Genomic DNA, 22,326 nt, shown 5'->3' with positions numbered 1-22,326 from the left:
CCGTCTGATCACGCGACACTAGTCGACTTCGGCGGCGTCGAAGTCCGACCTCGCGTCGAAGTAGATGTCCCCCTCGTCGTCAGGCGCTCGCAGACCGATCGAGTCCAGTCCCCGCGCGTCCGTGTGGAAAGAGATCGTGTCGAACGTGGTTCGGGGCCTGGTCCAGCCGGGCGGCACGGTGCCCTGATATTCCGGCGTTACCCGCCAGTTCACTCGCGCCCGCACCAGATAGAGCTCGCCCCCCGAGCGCCGAGTGTGTTCCTCGGTCTTGCCACCGGAGCCCGTCGACGTCGACTGCTGCCAGGCGAGCACCGGACCGACCCCGCGCAACTCCGGCAGTTCCACGACGGACGTTCCGGGCACGAGCCCGTCCGCCGTGCTCCGCCCCGCCTGCGGAGTGGTCTTCCCGGGAAAGATACTCAGCGGGAACGACGCCATCAGAGAGCTCCACATAGGGCCCGCCGTTCGGTCCTGGCTGGTCTTTTTCGTGGTGTCGCCGCTGACGGCGACTTTCGGATCGGCTTCGCCGGTTCCCTTCAGCGAGGTCACCCACGTTTCTGTCAGATCGGCGTGGAAGACCAGGGCGGAAAGCGGATGCCTTTGCAGAAAGCCCGCGGCGTAGAACGCGTCGTACTCCAGGCCATCCACTCGATAGCCCGCGTCGGTCAGCGCTTCGGGGAAGCCGGCGGTGAGGGCCCCCGGAGAGGTGCCGTCCATGATGGTCCGCCTGGCAGCGGCCGCCTGTACAGGTACCGAAGGCGGAGGAGGACCGGTCTCCTCCGCGGCAAGAGTCCCTTCCAGGACATCGCCGACGACCCGGCCGACCGCGCCGCCCGGAACATCCAGGTACGCGGCGTCCGGCAAAACTGTGATGCGTCCCTGTGCTCGCCCCTCCGCCAGGGTGTCCAACCGGACCCTGCTCCGCGCCGCGTCCGGCAGGAGCAGTTCGGGCGCGCGATGGTGGGTGGCCGCGGGAGCGAGCAGATCCGTGAGCCCACCGGTGAGCGAGCGGACGGACCGCGCCAGATGAGCCGTCCTGGCGAACTCCAGCTCCAAGGTCACGTCATGCCGGTACACCGCGGCGTTCCCGGCCGCGGACATCGTTCTGGTCTCCTGTGTCGTCTCGGTGTCGGTCTGGCGCAGCGTGGTGTTTCCCGACAGTCCGCTCTGACCGGAAAAACCTGCTCCGCGCACAGTCGGATGCGAGAAGTAGAAGGGCATGCGGAAGGAGGCGTTGGCGCTGTGGGAACTCACGTTTTCGTGGAACCGTTCCCTGGTCTTCGTCGACTTGGTCGTGTAATCGTCCGCCCAGCCCTCCACCGCACGGGGGGCGGTCCCGTCCGCCAGCTTCGCGGTCGCGGTGAGCTGATAGGTGATCACACCCAGGGGGCCGGTGAACGACGCGGACCACGTCTTCCCGCCGGACCTCCGTTCCCGGAACAGGTTTTCCAGTGCACGCGGGGAAATATCCGCGTGAACCTGGTCAAGCAGGCGCGCCGCGACGACCTCGTCTCCGGCGCCGAACACCAGTCGGTGGGCAGCCCCGCCGAGGCCGCCCGCGAGAGCGGCCCAGGTACCCGCTGTCGCGCTCGGTGGCCGGAGTGACGCCATTTCCCGTACGACGGCCGAAAGAAGCTCATCGGTCACCTCGGTGTCCAGGCTGACCGGCGACCGCCCGTCATAGACGACGGAGAGTGGCGGAGCCACGTTCGGAGTAGCGGGTTCCGCCGCGGCGGGGAAGCCGGAATCCCATCCCTCGGGCAGGGCGAGTTGGTCGATCTCGACTGCGGGCACCCACACCTGGACGGCGTGCCGCCGATGCGCCTGCGCGTACTTCCAGCCACCGTCGGTCGTCCCGTCGTACGGTCCGACACCGAGGTGGCGGTAGTCCCGGCCGGAGAGGAGCACGGTGGCGTCGTAGGTCACGAGATAGGCGTCGCCGGTGTAGGTGGTCCTCCGGCTCTGCTCGTGCTCCACTCGCAGCGAGTGCCCATCTGTGTCGCTGCCGAAGAACCCGTACCCGAGCTGCGGGAAAGCATACGTGTTCTCCGGCCGGGCTGCCGCGATACCGAGCCTGCCGTTGCCGAAGGTGTAACCACCTGAGGTGCTCCAGCCGCCACGGGCACGGACACCTCCTACTGTGCTGGTGAACGTCAGAGTGGTCTTCTGCGGTGGTCCCGCCACACGGGCGTTGCTGAGGACGATCGTCATACCGACGTCGCCTATGCGGTCAAGGAACCCGGCGTACTGGCCTTCCCCTCGGCCGTAGCGGTGCAGCGGGGCATGATAGGTCCCGGTGACCGAACGGTCGAGGTTCGCGGCGACCCTGTCCGGGCCGGCGAACCGGAAGAGCTGGTGTGAAGCCAGATGTTGCCCCTTGCCAAGTCCGCCGAGGAGATCTTCCGACAGGAAGCGGGCGATGCCGGGAGGCAGATCGAGACCGTGGACCGCGAAGTGGTCCGGGAGCTTCGCGGACGTCCAGCCGCCGGGACGGCCGGCTGCCCCGGCGGCGACCGCGACGAAAGAAGTGTTTCCCACGGTGGGGGGCGGTACGAAGGAGATCTGGCCTGCCAAGGTGGTCTTGGCCTCGCCACCCGGTACGAAGAACGTTCTTGTGCCATCGTCGTCGGAAATCGAGACCTTGTAGTCGATCTCATGCCTGTGGGTCGTGCTCCCGTCCGCGGACCGGCCGTGCCCCTGCGTATGCGTGTCGGCGGTCTCCAAGGTGCGCGCCGAGTTGGCGAACGAACGGTTCGAGCCGCCGCTCAGCTCGTAGCTCCGCACGGTTTCCCGCACGCCGGCACCGACCCGGACACCCGCGTTCCCCCCGGCGGTCACCGACCCGTCGACGGAATCGTTGTGCTGTGACTTGTGCTTCGCGGTGACCTCGCCACTGAGTCCGGTCGCCGAGAACGTCGGACCGTCTGCCGGTGCCCGGCGTCCCCTCGGCCCCCGAACGGTCTCGATGACCACGTGCAGCAGCTCGTCCGACCGGTTACCACCTCGGTGTGTTTTCCGGACGAGAAGGAACGAAAGCCCGTCCCCGTTGAGGTCCGGGGCCTGCGCGGCGAGCCCCGTCTTGGACACCAGCGCGTCGACCAGTGCCTCGTTGTCGGCGGTCGCTCCGTTCCCGGCTCTTTCCGTCTCCAGCTGCACCACGCCCTCGGGCAACTGCTCCCGCAGTCGCGCCTTCAATCTCCCAACGTGCGGGAAACTGGTTTCGGCCGCCCCCAGCACCTTGGTCAGGACGAACGGCGCGGAGGCACGGGATTCGGCAGGCTCCGGCGTCTCCTTGGGCAGGACCGACCACCGGGTCGCTCCCTCGTTCACAGTGTGACTTCCGGTGAACACTTGACCGTCGTCGAAGCGTGCTCGGATCCCGTAGGTGACGTCGCTGGTCCGCAACAGCAGCCTGCCGGACTCGGATGCGGAAGTGGTCGCGGTGACCTCGTCGGAAGCGGTGAGTTCACGCGACTCGGCGGCGGAACGGAACGCCATGGCGTCGAACCTCAGGTCCAGCCTGTTCCCGAAAACGACGCTCGGCTTGTCGTGGATGCTCCACAGGAAGCCGAGCCCCAACGAGGCGTTGACGCTGAAGGGACTCTGGCTGGCGGCGGTGGCCGACTCTTCGCTGCGATGTCCGCGCCCTTGTTTGCTGACAGAGGCGGCTTCCTCGCTCTCCCCTGAACCGAAATGGCGGTGATTGACCATCTTGGCGCCGAGTTCGACGGTCGCGTTACGCAACCGGCCCAGCGCGTCCGGTAGCTGCACCTTCGTCACCACCTTGACGCCTTCGGCCAGTTCCGTGCCGGTTCGCGACAGCGTGCCGCTGCTGGTGATGTCCTGCAGGGATGACCGCAGCGGAGAACCGACCACGTCGGCGGCTCCCGCCCAGCCGGGATTCCGATGCAACACACCACTCACGGCGGACAGCAGACCTTGGTCGCCGCGCAGGAAGGTCGCTCGCGGGCCGGTCGGGCGAGTCTGCGACGCCTCGATCTCCCGGAGGTCGTCGAGGATCTCCGGGCTGCTCAGCCGGATGCCGCCGGGCAAGGTGCCTCGCCGGTGTTCCACCGGCACTCCGGTGCGCGCGAGGGTGACCTCGTGCCGCAGATCGAACGGCTTGCTCGTCCACTTGTCCGGGGGAGTGACTGACTCGGAAACCTGCGCTTCGGTGGTGCTGGACGTCCGCCACGAGGGAGTGGAGGTGACACCCTTGATGCCGACGGCCGGATCCACCGTGCGGAAGGCGCCCGGGTTCTGCGAAACCGGCAAGGACAGGTAGTGCCCGAAGGCACCCTGCCTGCGCGGCGCCGAGGCCGCTTCGGTCGTCGCCGTGCGGCGGTTGCCCGTGGCGACCGCATCGGTGCCTCGCGCGGGATCCTGCGGACCGGTGGTCACCGCGGTGTTCGCCGCGGTGTTGTCGCCGGGCCCACCCCGCACGACGATCTCGACAGCGTCCTTGCCGTGCCCGTCGACGACCGTGTACCCCTCGTGCGCGAACTTCTTGTACTCGTCCTTGAGGGTCAGGTCGGGCAGGGCGTCGAGCACCCTGGTCACCTGCGAGGGCGGGGCCCCTGCGGCTTCGAGCATCGTCCGGACGTCGGCGCGGATCGCCTCGCCGTCGACCGACTCGGCGAGCACGCTGTTCGCCGACGCGAGCCTGCGAACGTGCTGGGTTTCGGGGCTGAGCTGTCCGGGCGGGGTGAGCGGGGCGAGTTCGATGGCCGGTTGCAGGAAGGCGATCGCCATGGCGCTCACCGGTTGCTCCGCTGAGGCCGCGTCCGTTTCGGCGGGCCGGGCTTCCGGAAGCCCTTCGGACACCGGCGAAGGGGCTCCCGCTGAACTGTCCGCGGCAGTCGGTTGTCCGGTGACCACGGACGCCTGCGGCTGAGCCGTTGTCACCGGCCCATCTGCAGCCGCCGCCGGCTGAACCGCCTCGGTCCCCCGGCTCTCCGAGCGCTCCACGGACAGCGACGACGGACCCGCCACCGTCGCGGGCCGGGATTCCGGCCCGCGAGCGGAGGCCGAGGAGGGACCGGCCACGCCCTCGGCGAGACCGTCGGCGACGCGCGGTGACGCAGGTACGGCGGGCGCTCCTCCCAGCGGCCCGCCGACCCGCTCCGTCCCCAGCTTCCCGGCCAGTTCGGCGGACCGTTGCCCTGCCACCGCCGCCCCGTGGCGATGCACATCGGCGGCGGCGAGGACTCGCAGATCACCGATCAGCTTCTGCCACCTCACCATCGCCGGGTCCGTTTCGGATCGGATCAGCGGGGTCCGATGGTGCTGAGACACGATTCGAGTGGCGTCGCTCAGCAAGCGGTCGAAGTGGGATTCACTGAGTTTCCCCAGTGATCGCTCCGCCTCGTTCGCGGCGAGGCGCACCTCCTCGCGTACTTCCAGAGGCACGTTCGGCGGCTGCTGTGGACTGGCACTCCGCACCTTCTCCGGTGATGCCGGGAAGACGCTCTCGAGATCCGGGATCGTCACCTGCCGGGAACCCGCCGGGCCTTCGCCGGGTACAGCCGATACGCCGCGCTTGCCGCCTGCCGAACCCAGGGCTCCGAGCATGCCGTCCACCGCGCCGCCTTTACCTCCTGTCGCGAGGTTCGAAAACACGGTACCCAGCGGGGTCACGACCACTTGGGCGAGTGCGTATCCGGCGTGGCCCATCGAAATCACATGCGGGGAGAAGGTCCTGGATCGCGTCTGCGCGGACCGGCTGAGGAACCGCAGCCCCACCGCCGTGCCATGTGCCAGCCCCGCGACGGCTCCCCCGGCCGCACCGGCCAGCACCGAAGCGCCCACCGAGGTCCAATCGATCTTTTCCCGGTCGGAGAACACCATCTGCCCGGCTTGGATAGCCAGGTCGAGTCCGCCCATGGACGCACCGCCGAGGGCCGCGAACTTCACGATCTTCCCGGCCAGGTTCGCCGTCGCCGTTCCGACCTGCTGGATGGTGATCTGCTGGATCTTCATCACCAGATGACGCAGCACCTCACGCATAGAAATCTGCGCCGCCAATCTCGCGGCAGGGACCAGATAAGAGAAAATGATGGTCGCAAGCAGTTCCAAGATCGTCGCCAAGACCATCACCGCCATGACGATCAGGAGGATCTTGGCCTTTTGCACATCCAGTGCGGTGGTCTTGGCCGCCTTCGCCAGAGAACGGGCGTTGCCGACCATGTCCGCGACGCTGGACACCAGGTCTTTCCGCAGCAATTCCGCCGCGGCGCCGGCGAACTCGCCGTCCATCGCGGCTACCAGTCCAGACGCCGAAACGGTGAACGCATCGCCGAGTTCTTCGAGGCTGTCGGCGAACCCGGACCTGGCCCTCGCGATGGCACGTAATCCGCCTTCGCTGGCTTCCGGCCATTCCAGGCCCAAGTTGACAAGGAAGAACTTCTGCAGCGAGCCGGGCAGCTCCGTGCTTTCGTATACGCCGCCCATTTACCCGCACCGACATGCTGGTTCGCGCCCGAAAGTCATACGACTTAGGTTAGGCTAAGTACATGCGGTGCGCTATGTGTCGGCGCTCTCGTGACTCAGGCCTCAACCGAGACTGCGGACCAATGGCAGTGATAGGAATCGGGGCGACGTCGCCCGCACCGCATCCACCCCGGACATCACCGGGACACCTAGCCGAGGGCAGATTCCGACAGATAACCGAATACCGAGGCTGAGTACATCGAGGGACGACCGGTCAATTGTGGAATTCTTCCGCTAAAGCTTGGTCGATTTTCCGAGCCGATGCCTGATCGACGTCGATGAACCGTTCGGCGGCGGTGCGCAGAACCGACGGCACTCTTGCGGTCACTTCACCCAATTCGACGGCCGAGACCTGACTTTGCTCAGCCGACCCGCAGTACTTCTTTTCGAAGGCCTTGCCTATCTCGTCGTCGCCCCAGCATCCGTCGGCTCCGGCGAGCTGAACGTTCAATTCCCCGAGCGCCGCGGCGAAGCACTCTTCGGCACCCCCCAGTTTCAAAGCCACCTGCTCCAGGGCTTCGACATCCAGGCGGAAGTTTTCGGTCATTGCTTCAATACTCCTCTGATAGATTCTGCTCGATCGTCCTTAATCACCCATGGGACATGGGTCACCACCGCCGAACATCGGGACGCCGGAGCGATACGGCAGGCCCCTTTTCCGATCAGACGCCGAAAGCGAAGGCTTCTCACTCTTCTTCCGAAGGTTCTTCCTTGACGATGCCCATTTTCTTGAAGAGGTCGAGGTACGAGTCACCATAGTCGGCCGTAATGATGCCGAATGGATTGATGACCGGATCGAACGCATTGTCCAAGGCGATCAGCGCGACAATCCTCATCCTCCGCAACTTTCCGCTCTTGTCCGGAAGCCTGACCTCGAAAGGAACGAATATCGCATTGATGCGGGTTTCGTCATATTGGATTTCTCCAGGTTTGAGCGCCGTGTTCACGAACGGGACCGCGTTCGCAGCGCCTTCCGCGCTCATGGTGTAGTTGACAGCGGTCACGCCCATGTGATAGGCGGGAAATTGCTCGTAGGTTTCTTCCCAGGCTTCCTCCACAGCGTCATCGTCGAGCACCGCGCCAAGGTACAACCCCAGTACCCGGCCGTTGCGCAGGGACATGCGATCTTCGGGTGCTATTTCGGCGGGGGCGTTCGGTAGTCGCGCACCCCACTTGCCCACGAGGAATTGGTGTTCGTGCTCCGGCAGGTGCTTCTTCTTCATTTTCATCGGGACAAGCCGCGGCCGGGGCCCACGTTCAGGGTCCTCCCAAGCCAGCGACCGCACGAGTTCCGCGACATCCTGCTCCAGCCGGGGCCACAACGCCTCCATGTCCTTCGCGGACAAGCCTGTCAATTGTGGATAGTCCGGACTGGCGGCCATGTCCTTGAGGAGCTTCTTGCAACCGACCATTTTTGCCGTGATCTGATCAAGGCCTGCCAGAACGTTGGGGTGCACAGCTCCGTTCTCGTCCGCGAACGGCTCGTACACCCGATTCACGGGATCTTCCGCGTTACGCCAGGAGAATTTGTAGTCCATCCCCATCTCCGGGTCCCAACGCAGAAGACGCTCAACTATCCGCATCTGCAAACTGAGGTCGTCCCAGTGGTAGATCACTTCACGTCGCGCTTGATCCAGGCTCCAGACCTCCTCCTCACGCGTCGGTGGCGCATCCTCCATCTCCTCATCGGGGCCGCTCTCGTCGCCTTCTTGAGGCCGGGATTGCGCCCGGTGTTGTGCCATCGCGGCTTGCGCCTCTTCCCTGAGCCTCAACGGCACCGCCGACGTACCGGGACGAGTCCCAGACGGCGAATCCGGAACCTCCGCCAGAACAGCGTCACTCGATCCGGCACCGGTCACACCTGGCGTTCCCGTCCCCGGATCGGAAGTCCTTGCAGTCCCACGACCCGGCGCTCCCACGACGTTCCAAAACGTATTCGCCCCACCAGCACCAGGACGCCGGCCAACCACGTCCTCCGGAACCGCCGCGGGCGAACCCGCAAAGGGCGCTCCCTCCCGGCCGAAGGACACAGGATCATTGCCACCGGGGACGAGGTGCTGCGGTTGGGCAAGACCAAGGACACCACCATGAGCGGGCGGCACAGGAACGGTATGACTCCCTTCGAACCGGCCACCGGAATGCTGCTGCTCCGACCAGACCCGGACCCCAGAACCGGGCCCCGGCAACCCCGACGGCTCCGCCAACTCCGGCGGCATCTGCGGCCCCATGGCTTCCGTGGCGTCCAGCCGCGGGCGCTTCGCCTGTCGCATCGTTGAAGCGCTGACAAGAGCCCAGCCTGAGGGGGCGTTGCCGAGAGAAATTTCCACAGCGCTCTGGGGAAAGCGGAGGTTCCAGTTGCTTACCGTCCTGGAGGTCACGATGTCTCCGGAGCGCTTCGCAAGGCTTTCCTCCGTCTCGGCTTCTCCGGGCCCTCCAACCTTCGCGTTGTAGTACGCCCGCATCCACACCTCGGCCCACCGCTGCAACGGTTCCGAGTACTCCTTCCCAACGCGCTCCAACAGGATGTTGACCGGCAACTTGTCCTTCTTAGCCTTCAGGAGCGACAACAGATCATCGTACGTCTCCCACGTCCCCTCGCGCCACTCCCCCTCGTACCACTGCTCCTCGCCAGGACGGAACGCCTTGACCCAATCCGGCACCAGCGAAGGATCCAGCTTCGGACTGGGCTTATGCTTTGCGTACCTGTACGTATACCCATACACCTGATTCGCCTTGATCTGTCCGTCGGAAAGATCAGCCACCACAGACGCGGGTACTCGCGAACCGGTCTCCACCACAGCCAAGTCTTGCAAAGCCCCTACCCAGTACTGCAACTCCGTCGGCGTCGCCGGGCGCGCCTCGCTCGCCGGGTCCGCCGGGTTCGGACGACGGTTCTTCTTCAGATACGTCGCTAGCGAGGCGTTTTGGCCAGGACCGACACCCCACTCCACATCCGCCGGAACCTCCGCCAGACGGGTGCCGCTCGGTCCGGCACCGGTCGCACCCTGACTTTCCGTCCCTGGATCGACAGACACAGGAACGGTATAGGTCCCCCTTTCGCGCAGGCCACCGGAATGCTGCAGCTCCGGCCCGACCTGCCGCCCCCGGTTACCACCCTCAGCGCCAGGCACAACCGGCACACCGGCCGCGGAATAACCCAGCGAACCGACCCCGACCCCAGAACCGACCCCGACCCCAGAACCGGACCCCGTCATCTCCAACCCCGACGACAATGGCGTCAGTGAAGCGCCGACACGACTGCTGCCAGAAGGGCCCGCAAGAGCCGGGCCCGAGGAGGATTCGTCGACAGAATGCTCCGCAACGCTCCGGGAAAGGCCGCGTTTCCACTTGCTTAACGTACTGTAGTCCAGGATGCCTCCGGAGTGCTTCGCAAGGCTTTTCTCCGTCTTGACTTCTCCGGTCGCGTCAAACTTCGCCTTCCGGTACTCCCGCATCCACACCTCGGCCCACCGCCGCAACGGGTCCGAATACCTCGCTCTACCGCGCACCAACGAGATGTTGACCGGCAACCGATGTCTGTTCGCCTGCAGGAGCTCCAACAGATCGCCGTACTGCCGCCACGCCCCATCGTGCCACTCCCCCTCACGCCACTCCCCCTCGTACCACTGCACCTCATCAGGACAGAACGCCTTGACCCAATCCGGCACCAGCGAAGGAACCCGCTCCGGAGTGGGCTTAAAAATTGAGCGTGAGTCCGTAAAATTACGCGCCTGAATCTCATCGATCTGTCTGCCGGAAAGATCAACCACCAAAGACGCGGGCACCCACATACCGGTCTTCCTCACAGCGTCGTCTTGCAAAGCCCGTACCCAATCCCGCAACTCCATCTGCGTCGCCGGACCCCCCGACCCCGGACGACGGTTCTCCTTCAGGTACGCCTCCAGCGAGCCGTCTTGGCCAGGACCCGCACCCCAGGGCTTCACACCCGCCGAACCCCCCGCCCGAAGAGCCTCACCCGACCCAGCACCCGCACCCTCCGCCCCCGAACCGGAAGACACCAGATCAGTCCCACCCGGAGCGAGATGCCGCGGCCGGGCAAGACCAAGGCCAAGGCCACCATCGGGAGCGGGAACGGTATAAGTCCCTTCTTCGATCAGGCCATCGGGATACCGCCAGTCCGGGGTGACCCGCCACGCCCAGCCACCACCACCCTCAAACAAAACCGGCACCGGCACACCGTCCCCGGTCCAATCCAGTTTGGCGACCCGCGCCCCCGGGCCAGGCCCCCGCACCCCCAACCACAACAAACCGACCGGATACCCCACAGCAACACCAAACCGCACCCACAAATCAAGAGCCAACCTCCACGGAACACCATCACCGGTCTCACACCCAAACAACCGGATCGCCTCAACACCGTCCCACCCCGAACGCCGCAACGCCCGCTCGATCACATCCAGATCACGAGCCTCCTCATCCAGCAACACCACCCCATGCACACCGTCTTCCTTCGGCAAGAACCAAGCCGCACCCCCCAACAACGAACCCACTTCACCGATGATCACCCCCACCGGCGCCGGCTGTATCCGCGCCTCCTCCCGCCACAGCCGCTCCGACATCTCCACCCGAAACTCCCGCGAAAACCTCTCCATCTCCACCTGCGACAACTCCGACCCAACCAGCCCACCACCACCAGACACAACCGGCACACCTTCCTCAGAAAAACCCGGCGAACCGACCCCCACCCCAGAACCAGACCCCGGCATCCCCAACACTTCCTCCTCGACACCAGAACGCCAACCCGCACCCTCCGGCACCTCCAACCCCGACGACAGCGACCCCGGGGCTTCCGGGGACTCCGAGGCTTCCGGGGACTCCGGGCGCCGGCGTTTCCCCTGCGGCACCGGTGAAGCCGACCGCCGGCGTTTCCCCTGCGGCACCGAAAGAACCGAGCCTGAAGGGGCATCGTCGACAGGAAGATCCTCAACACGCTGGGGAAAGCCGCTGTTCCAGGTGCCTACCTTCTTGGAGCCCACGATGCCTCCGACGAGCGGCACAAGGTCCTTCACTTCCGGGGCTTTTTCGGTCTTTCGAAGCTCCGCCTCCTGGTACGCCCGCAACCACACCTCGGCCCACCGCAACAACGGATCCGAGTAACTCTGTCCACCGGGCACCAACGAGATGCAGACCGGCAACTGGTCCTTCTTCGCCTGCAATAACAACAACAGATCGTCGTACTTCTCCTTCTCCCACTTCCCCTCGTACTCGTACCACTGCTCCTCACCAGGACGGAACGCCTTGACCCAACCCGGCATCAGGTCGCGAACCCGCTCCAGACGGGGCTTAAGCTTTGCGTTCCTGCGCATAAGACTGTACGCCCGCCGCGCTTTGATCTGTCCGCCGGAAAGACCAGCCACCACAGGCGCGGGTACTGGCAAACCGGTCACCGTCACAGACGCGTCTTGCAAAGCCCGAACCCATTCCCGCAACTCCGTCTTCGTCGCCGGGCCCGCCTCGCTCGCCTCGCGGTTCTCCTTCAGATACCCCTCCAGCGAGCCGTCTTCGCCAGGACCCGCACCCCAGCGCTTCACACCCGCCGAACCCCCCGCCGGCATCTCTAACCCCAGCCGCAGCATCTGCGGCCCCGAGGCTTCCGGGGCTTCCGGGGCTTTCCGCCGCCGGCCCTTCCCCGGTCGCGTCTGTGAAGCGCCGACACCGCTTATGCCAGACGGGCCAGGCTGGGAAAAGCCGCGGTTCCAGTTGCCTACCGTCCTGGAGCCCACGATGCCTCTGACGAGCGGCACAAGGTCCTCCACTTTCAGGGCTTTTCCGGTCTTTCGAAGGTTCTCCTCCTGGTACGCCCGCAACCACACCTCGGCCCACCGCCGCAACGGATCCGAGTACTCCCCCCCACTGCGCTCCAACCAGATGTTGACCGGCAACTGGTCCTTCTTCGCCTGCAATAACAACAACAGATCGTCGTACTTCTCCAGCTTCCCCTCGTACCACTGCCGCTCACCAGGACGGAACGCCTTGACCCAACCCGGCACCAGCGCAGGATCCAGCTTCGGACGAGGCTTAAGCTTTGCGTTCCTCTGCGTAATCACAGGCGTATGCTCCGCGTTGATCTTTCCGCCGGAAAGATCAACCACCACAGGCACGGGTACTCGCATACCGGTCACCCGCACAGCCGCGTCTTGCAAAGCCCCTACCCATTTCCGCAACTCCTTCTGCGTCGCCGGGCCCTCCTCGCCCGCCTCGCGGTTCTCCCTCAGATACGCCTCCAGCGAGCCGTCTTCGCCAGGACCCGCACCCCAGGGCTTCACACTCGCCGAACCCCCCGCCCGAAGAGCCTCACCCGCCACACCCCGACCCTCCGCCCCCGCACCCACAGACACAAGATCAGTCCCACCCGGAGCGAGATGCCGCGGCCCGTCAAGGCCAAGACCACCATCGGGAGCAGGGACGGTATAAGACCCTTCGCGCAGGCCACCGGAACGCTGCTGCGGTGAGCCGACCCGCCGCACCCAGCCACCACCCTTATCATCACGCAAAACCAGCATCGGCATACCGGGCGCGGAATAACCCAGTTCACCGACCCGGGCCGCGGGACCAGGCCCCGGCACCCCCAACCACAACAACTCGATCGGATACCACACATCAACACCAAACCGCAGCCACAAACCAAGAGCCAACCCCGCCAGAACACCATCACCGGTCTCACACGCAAACAACCGGATCGCCTCACCTTCACGCCACCCCGAACCCCGCACCGCCCGCTCGATCACCTCCAGATCACGAGTACGGTGATCCAGCAACACCACCCCATGCACACCGGCTTCCTTTAGCAGCAACGCCGCCGCATCCCTCAACTCCGAACCCACACCACCGATGATCACCCCCACAGGCGCCACCATCACGTCATCGTGAACAGACGGCACACCACCCAACACCCCCTGTGACGTCGTTGAAGCGCCGACACCACTTTCGTCAGATGGGCCAGGAAGAGCCGAGCCTGAGGGAGCATCGCCGACAGAAAGTTCCACAACTCTCTGGGGAAAGCGAAGGTTCCAGCGGCGTACCGTCGAGTCGCTCACGATGCCTCTGACGAGCGGCACAAGACTCTCCCACGTCGGGGCTTTTCGTGTCTCTAGAAGCTTCTCCTTCTGGTACGCCCGCAACCACGCCTTGGTCCACTGCCGCAACGGTTCCGAGTACCCATTCCCACCGGGCTCCAACGAGATGTTGACCGGCAACTTGCCCTCATTCTCCTGCAGGAACGGCAACAGATCATCGTACTGCTCCCACTCCCCCTCGCCAGGACGGAAATTCATGAACCACGGAGGAACAAGCGAAGGATCCAGAACCGAAAGGGGCTTAATCTCTGCGTGCCAGTCCGTAAGACTACCCGCCTGCGTCGCATCGATCCGTCCGCCGGAAAGAGCAGCCACCACAAACGTGGGTACTCGCAAACCGGTCTCCGTCACAGCCGTGTCTTGCAAATCCCGTACCCAGTCCTGCAAATCCGACTGCGTCGCCGGGCTCGAACGATTGTTCTTCTTCAGATACGTCGCTAGCGAGGCGTTTTGGCCAGGACCGACACCCCACTCCACATCCTCCGGATCCTCCACATCCTCCGGAACCTCCGCCGGAAGAGCGTCACTCGGTCCGGCACCGGTCACACCCTGACTTTCCGTCCCCGGACCGACAGACACAGGATCAGTGCCACCGGGGGCAAGGTGCTGCGGCCCGTCAAGACCAAGACCGCCAGCGGGACCGGGAACGGTATAAGTCCCCCCCTCGATCAGGCCATCGGGATACCGCCAGTCCGGGGTGACCCACCACGCCCAGCCACCACCACCCTCAAACAAAACCAGCTCCGGCACACCCGCCTCGGTCAAACCCCGCCGACCGACCCGCGCCCCAGGACCAGGCCCCGGCACCCCCAACCACAACAAATCAACCGGATACCCCACAGCAACACCAAACCGCACCCACAAATCAAGAGCCAACCTCGCCAGGCCACCGGTCTCACTCGCAAACAACCGGATCACATCACCACCTTCACGCCACCCCGAACGCCGCAACGCCCGCTCGATCACCTCCAGATCACGAGCCTCCTCATCCAGCAACACCACCCCATGCACACCATCCTCCTTCGGCAAAAACCAAGCCGCACCCCCCAACACCGAACCCACTTCACCGATGATCACCCCCACCGGCGCCGGCTGTATCCGCGCCTCCTCCCGCCACAGCCGCTCCGACATCTCCACCTGCAACTCCCGCGACAACCCCTCCAACTCCACCTGCTGCAGCTCCGACCCGACCGGCCACCAGCCACCACCCCCAGCATCAAACCCAACCGGCATCGGCATACCGGCCGCGGAAAAACTTGGCGCACCGGCCCAGACCCCAGAACCAGACCCCGGCATCTCCAACCCCGGCTGCAGCATCTGCGGCCCCATGTCTTCCGGGGCTTCCAGCCGCCGGCGCTTCCCACGTGGCGTCGGTGAAACGCCGAAACCACCGCTGCCAGACGGGCTCGCAAGAGCCGAGTCCGAGGAGGCATCGCCGGGAGAAAGTTCCGCAACGCTCTGGGGAAAGCGGAGGTTCCAGTTGTATACCGTCCCGTAGTCCACGATGCCTACGACGAGCGGCACAAGGTCCAGCACTGTCGGGGCTTTTCTGGTCTTTCGAAGCTGCTCCTCCTGGTACGCCCGCAACCACACCCGGGTCCACCACAGCAACGGATCCGAGTACTTCCCCTTCTCGTCGGGCTCCAACCAGATGTTGACCGGCAACCAGTCCTTCTTCGCCTGCAGGAGCGACAACAGATCACCGTACTTTCGGAACGCCCCCTCGTGCCACACCTCCGCGTCAGGACGGAACGCCTTGACCCAACCCGGCACCAGCGCAGGATCCGGCTCCGAACTGGGCTTATGCTTTGCGTGCCTGTACGTAAACCCACGCACCTGCTCCGCCTCGATCCGTCCGTCGGAAAGAACAGCCACCAAAGACTGGGGTACTCGCAAACCGGTCACCTTCACAGACCCGTCTTGCAAAGCCCCTACCCATGCCCGCAACTCCCTCTGCGTCGCCGAACCCGGGCTCGCCTCGCCCGAACTACGGGTCTCCCTCAGATACGCCTCCAGCGAGCCGTCTTCGCCAGGACCCGCACCCCAGCGCTTCACACCCGCCCGAACCCCCTCCGGAACAGCGGCACCCGATTCGAGTGCTCCGTCCTGGCCGAAGAACACAGGATCAATGCCACCCGAATCAAGCTGCCACGGCCGGTCAAAACCAAGGACACCACCGGTATCGAGCGGCACAGAAACGGCATAACCCCCTCCGACCTGGCCACCGGAATACCGCAACTCCAACGCACCGGCCCCCACCCCAAAACCAGGCCCCGGCACCCCCGACCCCGACGACAGCAACCCCGGCTGCAGCAACTGCGGCCCCGTGTCTTCCATGGCTTCCAGCGGGCGCTTCCCCTGCGACGTCAGTGAAGCGCCGACACCACCGCTGCCAGACGGGCCAGGAAGAACCGAGCCCGAGGAGGCATCGCCAGGAGAAAGTTGCGCAACGCTCCGGGGAAAGTGGAGGCTCCAGCTGTATATCGTCCTGGAGGTCACGATGTCTCCGGAGAGCTTCGCAAGTCTTGGCGCCGTCAGGTCTGGATCTTGAGCCTTCGCCTTGTGGTACGCCCGCATCCACAACTCGGCCCACCACCGCAACGGTTCCGAGTACCTCCTCCCACCGCGCTCCAACCAGATGTTGACCGGCAACCGATGCCTGTTCGCCTGCAGGAACGACAACAGGTCATCGTACTGCTTCCACTTCCCCTCACCAGGACGGAACTCCATGACCCAATCCGGCAACGGCGAACGATCCAGCTTCGGACGGGACTCAATAGCTGGGTGCTCGTCCGTAAAGTTATGCACCTGCTTCGCATCGATCCGTTGGCCGGAAAGAACAACCACCAAAGGCGCGGGTACCCGCATACCGGTCACCGTCACAGACGCGTCTTGCAAATCCCGTACCCATGCCCGCAACACCTTCGGCGTCGCCTCGCCCGAACGACCGGGCACCGCCAGATACGCCTTCAGCGAGCCGTCTCGGCCAGGACCCGCACCCCAGGGCACCTCACCCGCCCGAACCGCCTCCAGAAAAGCCTCACTCGCCCCAGCACCCGCCACACCCCGACCCTCCGCCCCCACACCGGAAGACACAAGATCAGCACCACCCGGAGCGAGGTGCCGCGGCCCGTCAAGACCAAGACCGCCATCGGGAGCGGGGACGGTATAAGTCCCTTCGCGCAGGCCATAGGGATACCGCCCATCCGGGGTGACCCGCCGCGCCCAGCCACCACCACCCTCAAACAAAACCAGCACCGGCACACCCACCTCGGTCCAATCCAGTTTGGCGACCCGCGCCCCCGGACCAGGCCCCCGCACCCCCAACCACAACAAATCAACCGGATACTCCACAGCAACACCAAACCGCACCCACAAACCAAGAGCCAACCCCGCCAGAACACCATCACCGGTCTCACACGCAAACAACCGGATCGCCTCACCTTCACGCCACCCCGAACGCCGCAACGCCCGCTCGATCACCTCCAGATGACGAGCCTCCTCATCCAGCAACACCACCCCATGCACACCGTCTTCCTTCGGCAAGAACCAAGCCGCACCCCCCAACACCGAACCCACTTCACCGATGATCACCCCCACCGGCGCCGGCTGTATCCGCGCCTCCTCCCGCCACAACCACTCCGACATCTCCACCCGAAACTCCCGCGACAACCCCTGCTCCGGCTGCGCCGACCCGACCTGCCACCCCCCGCCACCACCCCCAGCACCAGACACAACCGGCGACGGCATACCGTCCTCGGTCAAACCCAGCGAACCGGCCCCGACCCCAGAACCAGGCCCCCCCAGCCGCGACATTTCATGTCCGGCGCCAGGAAGCCGCCGTCCTGCATCCTCCGCCATCTCCAACTCCGGCCCCATGGCTTCCTGCCACGAGCGCTTCCGCGTCGTTGAAGCGCCGACACCACTTTCGTCAGATGGGCCAGGAAGAGCCAAGCCCGAGGAGGCGTTGCCGACAGAAAGATCCACAACATTCTGGGGAACGTCGAGTTTCCACTTGTCTACCATCTCGGGCTGCACGATGCCTCCGGTGAACTCCGCAAGGCTTTGTGCCGTCATGACTATTCCGGTCTTCAACTTCGCATCGTAGTAAGCCCGCATCCACACCTCGGTCCACCGCACCAACGGATCCGAGTACCTCTGCCCACCGCGCACCAACGAGATGTTGACCGGCAACCGATGTCTGTTCGCCTGCAGGAGCTTCAACAGATCGTCGTACTGCCGCCACTCCCCCTCATGCCACTCCCCCTCGCGCAACTCCCCCTCGTACCACTGCACCTCACCAGGACGGAACGCCTTGACCCACGGAGGCACCAGCGAAGGAACCAGCTCCGGAGTGGGCTTAAGCTTTGCGTGCCTGCGCGTATACCCGCGCACCGTCTCCGCATCGATCAGTCGTCCGTCGGAAAGATCAACCAGCACAGGCACGGGTACTCGCAAACCGGTCACCGTCACAGCCGCGTTTTGCAAATCCCGTATCCATTCCTGCAACTCCGTCTGCGTCGCCGGGCTCGAACGATTGTTCTTCTTCAGATACGCCTTTAGCGAGCCGTCCTGGCCAGGACCCGCACCCCAGGGCGCCTCATACTCCGAAACCTCCGCGGGAAGAGCGTCACTCGACCCGGCACCCGCCACACCCCGACCCTCCGCCCCCGAACCGGACACAGGATCAGCGTCACGAGGGCCGAGATGCCGCGGCCGGGCAAGACCAAGGACAAGGCCATCATCGGAAGCGGGCGCAGGAAGGTGATAACTCCCTTCGGCCCAGCCGTCGGGATGCTGCCCCGACTTGAAGACCTGCCACAGCCAGCCACCATCCTCGGCATAACGCCAAACCGGCACCGGCACGCCGTCTTCGTCCTCCAGCGAACCGACCCGGGCCGCAGGACCAGGCCCCGACACCCCAAACCACAACAAATCGATCGGATGCGCCACCGCGACACCACCAAGCGACTGCCGCAAACCAACAGCAAACGACTCCAGATCACCGTGCTCAGACTCAGACGCGAACAACCGGACCGCGTCACCACCGTTCCACCCCGAAACCAACAGCACCTCCTTGATCAAGTCCAGATCACGAACACCGGAATCCAGCAACACCACCCCATGCACACCACCTTCCTTCAGCAACCGCATCGCCGCATCCACCAACTCCGCATCACCAGCACCAACAACCACCCCCACATCCGCCACCACAAACGGCACACCACGCGACACTCCCCTATCCCCCGGCCACAACACCTCATACACCGGCGCCTGCGAAAGATCACCAGCAGAGCCCAACCCCCACCCACCACCAGACCCATACAACCGCTCCGAACCAACCGGCCACCCCCCGCCACCACCCCCAGCACCAGGCACAACCGGCACGCCGGTCTCGGAATAACCCAGCGAACCGGCCACGACCCCAGGCCCCGGCCCCCCCAACCCCGTTTCAAGGTCAGCACCAGGAAGCCCTCCTGCACCCCCCGGCAGCTCCAACCCCGACGACGGCTGCTCCGACCTCCCGGTTTCCAGCCACCAGCGCTTCCGCAGTGGCGACGTTGAAGCGCCGACAGGACTTACGCCAGATGGGCCCTCACCAGCCGAGCCCGACGGGGCGTTGCCGAGAGACAGGTCCGCAACGCTCTGGGGAACGCCGAGTTTCCAGTCGCCTACCGTCTGGCGGTGCACGATGCCTCCACTGCGCCGCGCAAGCTCCCTCTGCGTCAGGGCTGGTCTGTTTCTGTTCTCTCCAGCCCTCGCCGCGTGGTACGCCCGCATCCACACCTCGGCCCACCGCATCAACGGCTCCGAGTACAGCGGCTTCTGCCCACTGGTCTTCCCAACGGGCTCCAACCAGATGTTGACCGGCAACTCTTCCGTTTTCGCCTTCAGGAGCGCCAACAGATCAGGGAACGGCTCCTCCCCCTCATCAGGACGGAACCCCTTGACCCACGGGGGAACAAGCTTAGAGATCTCGTCCAGACCCAACACAGGAGGTACGTTCCTGTTCACATACCCACGCGCCTGCCCCATATCCATCAGTCCGCCGGAGAGAGCAACCGCCAAAGGCACGGGTACTCCCATACCGGTCCGTTTCACAGCCTCCGCTCGCAGGCTCACGAACCAACGGTGCAACGCCTTCTGCGTCGCCTCGCTCAAACGACCCTTCGCCCGCAGATACCTCCACAGCGAGCCCCCCCGGCGAGGACCGGGACGCCAGTCCGCCAACGCCACATCATCCAGCTCCTCCAGATCAGCTGCCGGCGGTTGCCCGGGACCCTCCCCCGCACCCGAGGGGGAGTCGTCGAGAGACAGGTCCGCAAAGCTCCAGGAAGAGTCGCGGTCCCAGTCTTTTACGGTCGTGTACTGCGCGATGCCTCCGACGAGCGACACAAGCTCCTCCGACGTCAGGACTGGCTTGTTCTCTTGAGCCCTCGCCTCCTTGTACGCCCGCATCCACACCTCGGCCCACCGCTGCAACGGATCCGAGTACAGCGGCTTCTGCCCACGGGTCTTCCCACTGGGCTCCAACCAGATGTTGACCGGCAACTTTTTCTTATTCGCCTTCAGGAACGCCAACAGATCACCGAACTGCTCCCACTCCCCCTCACCAGGACGGAAATCCGTGACCCACGGGGGAACAAGCGAGCGAACCGTCATCAGATCGGGCACAGAAGGTCCGTGCCGTTCCATAAGCTTATTCGCATTATTCCTGCTGATCTTTCCGCCGGAGAGAGCAAACACCAAAGGCGCGGGTACTCCCATACCGGTCTGTTTCACAGCCTCCTCTTGCAGGCTCACGAACCAACCGCGCGACCACCCGACTTTCACCTCCGAACGACCGATATCCCTCAGGTAGTCACGCCACGTGGTAGCGGCACCTGCCCCAGGACCGAGACGCCCGGATACCACACCCTGGCCTCCCGCCCCCGAACCGGAACTCCCCGAAACCCCAGGATCCGGCGCTTCCACGAGGTCCGGCAACGTATTCGCCACCCCAGGAGGGGGACGCCAGGACACCACAGCCTGGCGTTCCGTCCCTGGACCGGCAGACACAGGATCAGTGTCACCGGGGGCGAGGTGCCGCGGTTGGTCAAGACCAAGGCCACCTTCGGGAGCGGGGACGGTATAGGGCCACCCTTCGATCCGGCCATCGGGATGCTGCCGGTCCGGGCGGACCCGCCGCACCCAGCCACCACCAGCATCACGCAAAACCAGCACCGGCACACTGTCCTCGGAATAACCCAGTTTGCCGACCCGGGCCGCGGGGCCAGGCCCCTCCACCTCCAGCCACAACAACTCGATCGGATACCACACAGCAACACCAAGCCGCTCCTGCAAACCGCCCGCCAACCGATCCAGAGCACCATCACCGGTCTCACACGCGAACAACCGGACCGGTTCACCACCTTCACGCCACCCCGAACCCCGCACCGCCCGCTCGACCACCTCCAGATCACGAACACCGTGATCCAGCAACACCACCCCATGCACACCGGCTTCCTTCAGCAACAACGCCGCCGCATCCCTCAACTCCGAACCCACACCACCGATGATCACCCCCACATCCGCCAGCTGTATCTGCTCCTCCTGCCCCAGCCGCTGCGACAGCTCCACCTGCAACTCCCGCGCCAACCCCTCCAACCCCTCCATCTCCTCCATCTCCTCCTGCGACAGCCCCTCCACCTCCACCTGCTGCAACTCCGACCCGACCGGCCACACCCAGCCGCCTGAAGGGGCATCGCCGACAGGAAGATCCTCAACCCTCTGGGGAAAGCCGCTGTTCCACTTGCTTACCGTCCTGGAGCCCGCGATGCCTCCGACGAGCGGCACAAGGTCCTTCAATTTCGGGGCTTTTTTGGTCTTTCGAAGCTCCGCCTCCTGGTACGCCCGCAACCACACCTCGGCCCACAACCGCAACGGTTCCGAGTACCCCTTCCCAGTGCGCTCCAACGAGATGTTGACCGGCAACTGGTCCTTCTTCGCCTGCAATAACAACAACAGATTGTCGTACTTCTTCCGCTCCCCCTCGTGCAACACCTCCTCGTCAGGACGGAACGCCTTGAGCCAATCCGGCATCAGCTTGAGAACCCGCTTCGGACGGGCCTTAATCTTTGCGTGCGTGTCCATAAGATTCTGCGCCTGCTGCTCGTTGATCTGTCCGCCGGAAAGACCAGCCACCAAAAACGCGGGTACTCGCATACCGGTCACCGTCACAGCCGCGGCTTGCAAATCCCGTACCCAGTCCTGCAACTCCGTCTGTGTCGCCGAACTCGGGCTCGCCTCGTCCGAACTACGGGTCTTCTTCAGATACGCCTCCAGCGAGCCGTCTTCGCCAGGACCCGCACCCCAGGGCAGACCCGCCGGAACCCCCGCCCGAAGAGCGTCACCCGACCCGGCACCGGTCGCACCCTGACCTTCCGCCCCCGCACCGGGAGACACCAGACCAGTGCCACCGGGGGCGAGGTGCCGCGGCCCGTCAAGACCAAGAACACCATCAGAAGCCCCCAGTGGCGCAGGAACGGCATCACCCCCTCCGAACCGGCCACCGGAATACTGCAGCTCCGAGCTGACCTGCCACCCCCCGCCACCACCCCCAGCACCAGACACAACCGGCGACGGCACACCGGCCGCGGTCAAACCCAGCGAACCGGCCCCGACCCCAGAACCAGGCCCCCCCAGCCGCGACATTTCATGTCCGGCGCCAGGAAGCCGCCGTCCTGCATCCTCCGCCATC

General features: G+C 65.0%; 3 protein-coding genes. All 3 read right to left on the bottom strand.

Features of this window, described 5'->3' with window-relative positions; all coding sequences use genetic code 11:
* Positions 1 to 18: 18 nt before the first annotated feature.
* Positions 19 to 6,450, bottom strand: a complete 6,432-nt coding sequence (locus ACFOSH_RS43135) for a WXG100-like domain-containing protein (RefSeq protein ID WP_378247452.1) — start codon at positions 6,448 to 6,450, stop codon at positions 19 to 21.
* A 253-nt stretch (positions 6,451 to 6,703) separates the two neighbouring features.
* Positions 6,704 to 7,036 carry a hypothetical protein gene (locus ACFOSH_RS43130; RefSeq protein WP_378247450.1) on the bottom strand — a complete coding sequence of 111 codons (333 nt, stop codon included), beginning with the start codon at positions 7,034 to 7,036 and terminating at the stop codon, positions 6,704 to 6,706.
* A gap of 139 nt (positions 7,037 to 7,175) precedes the next feature.
* Positions 7,176 to 21,791, bottom strand: coding sequence for a hypothetical protein (locus tag ACFOSH_RS43125; protein WP_378247448.1), 14,616 nt, complete (start codon positions 21,789 to 21,791; stop codon positions 7,176 to 7,178).
* Between the last annotated feature and the right edge of the window lie 535 nt (positions 21,792 to 22,326).

Source organism: Amycolatopsis speibonae (assembly GCF_042647925.1).
Lineage (GTDB): Bacteria > Actinomycetota > Actinomycetes > Mycobacteriales > Pseudonocardiaceae > Amycolatopsis > Amycolatopsis speibonae.
The sequence above is the reverse complement of the archived record's forward strand: the minus strand, read 5'-3'. Positions and strand labels throughout refer to the sequence as shown.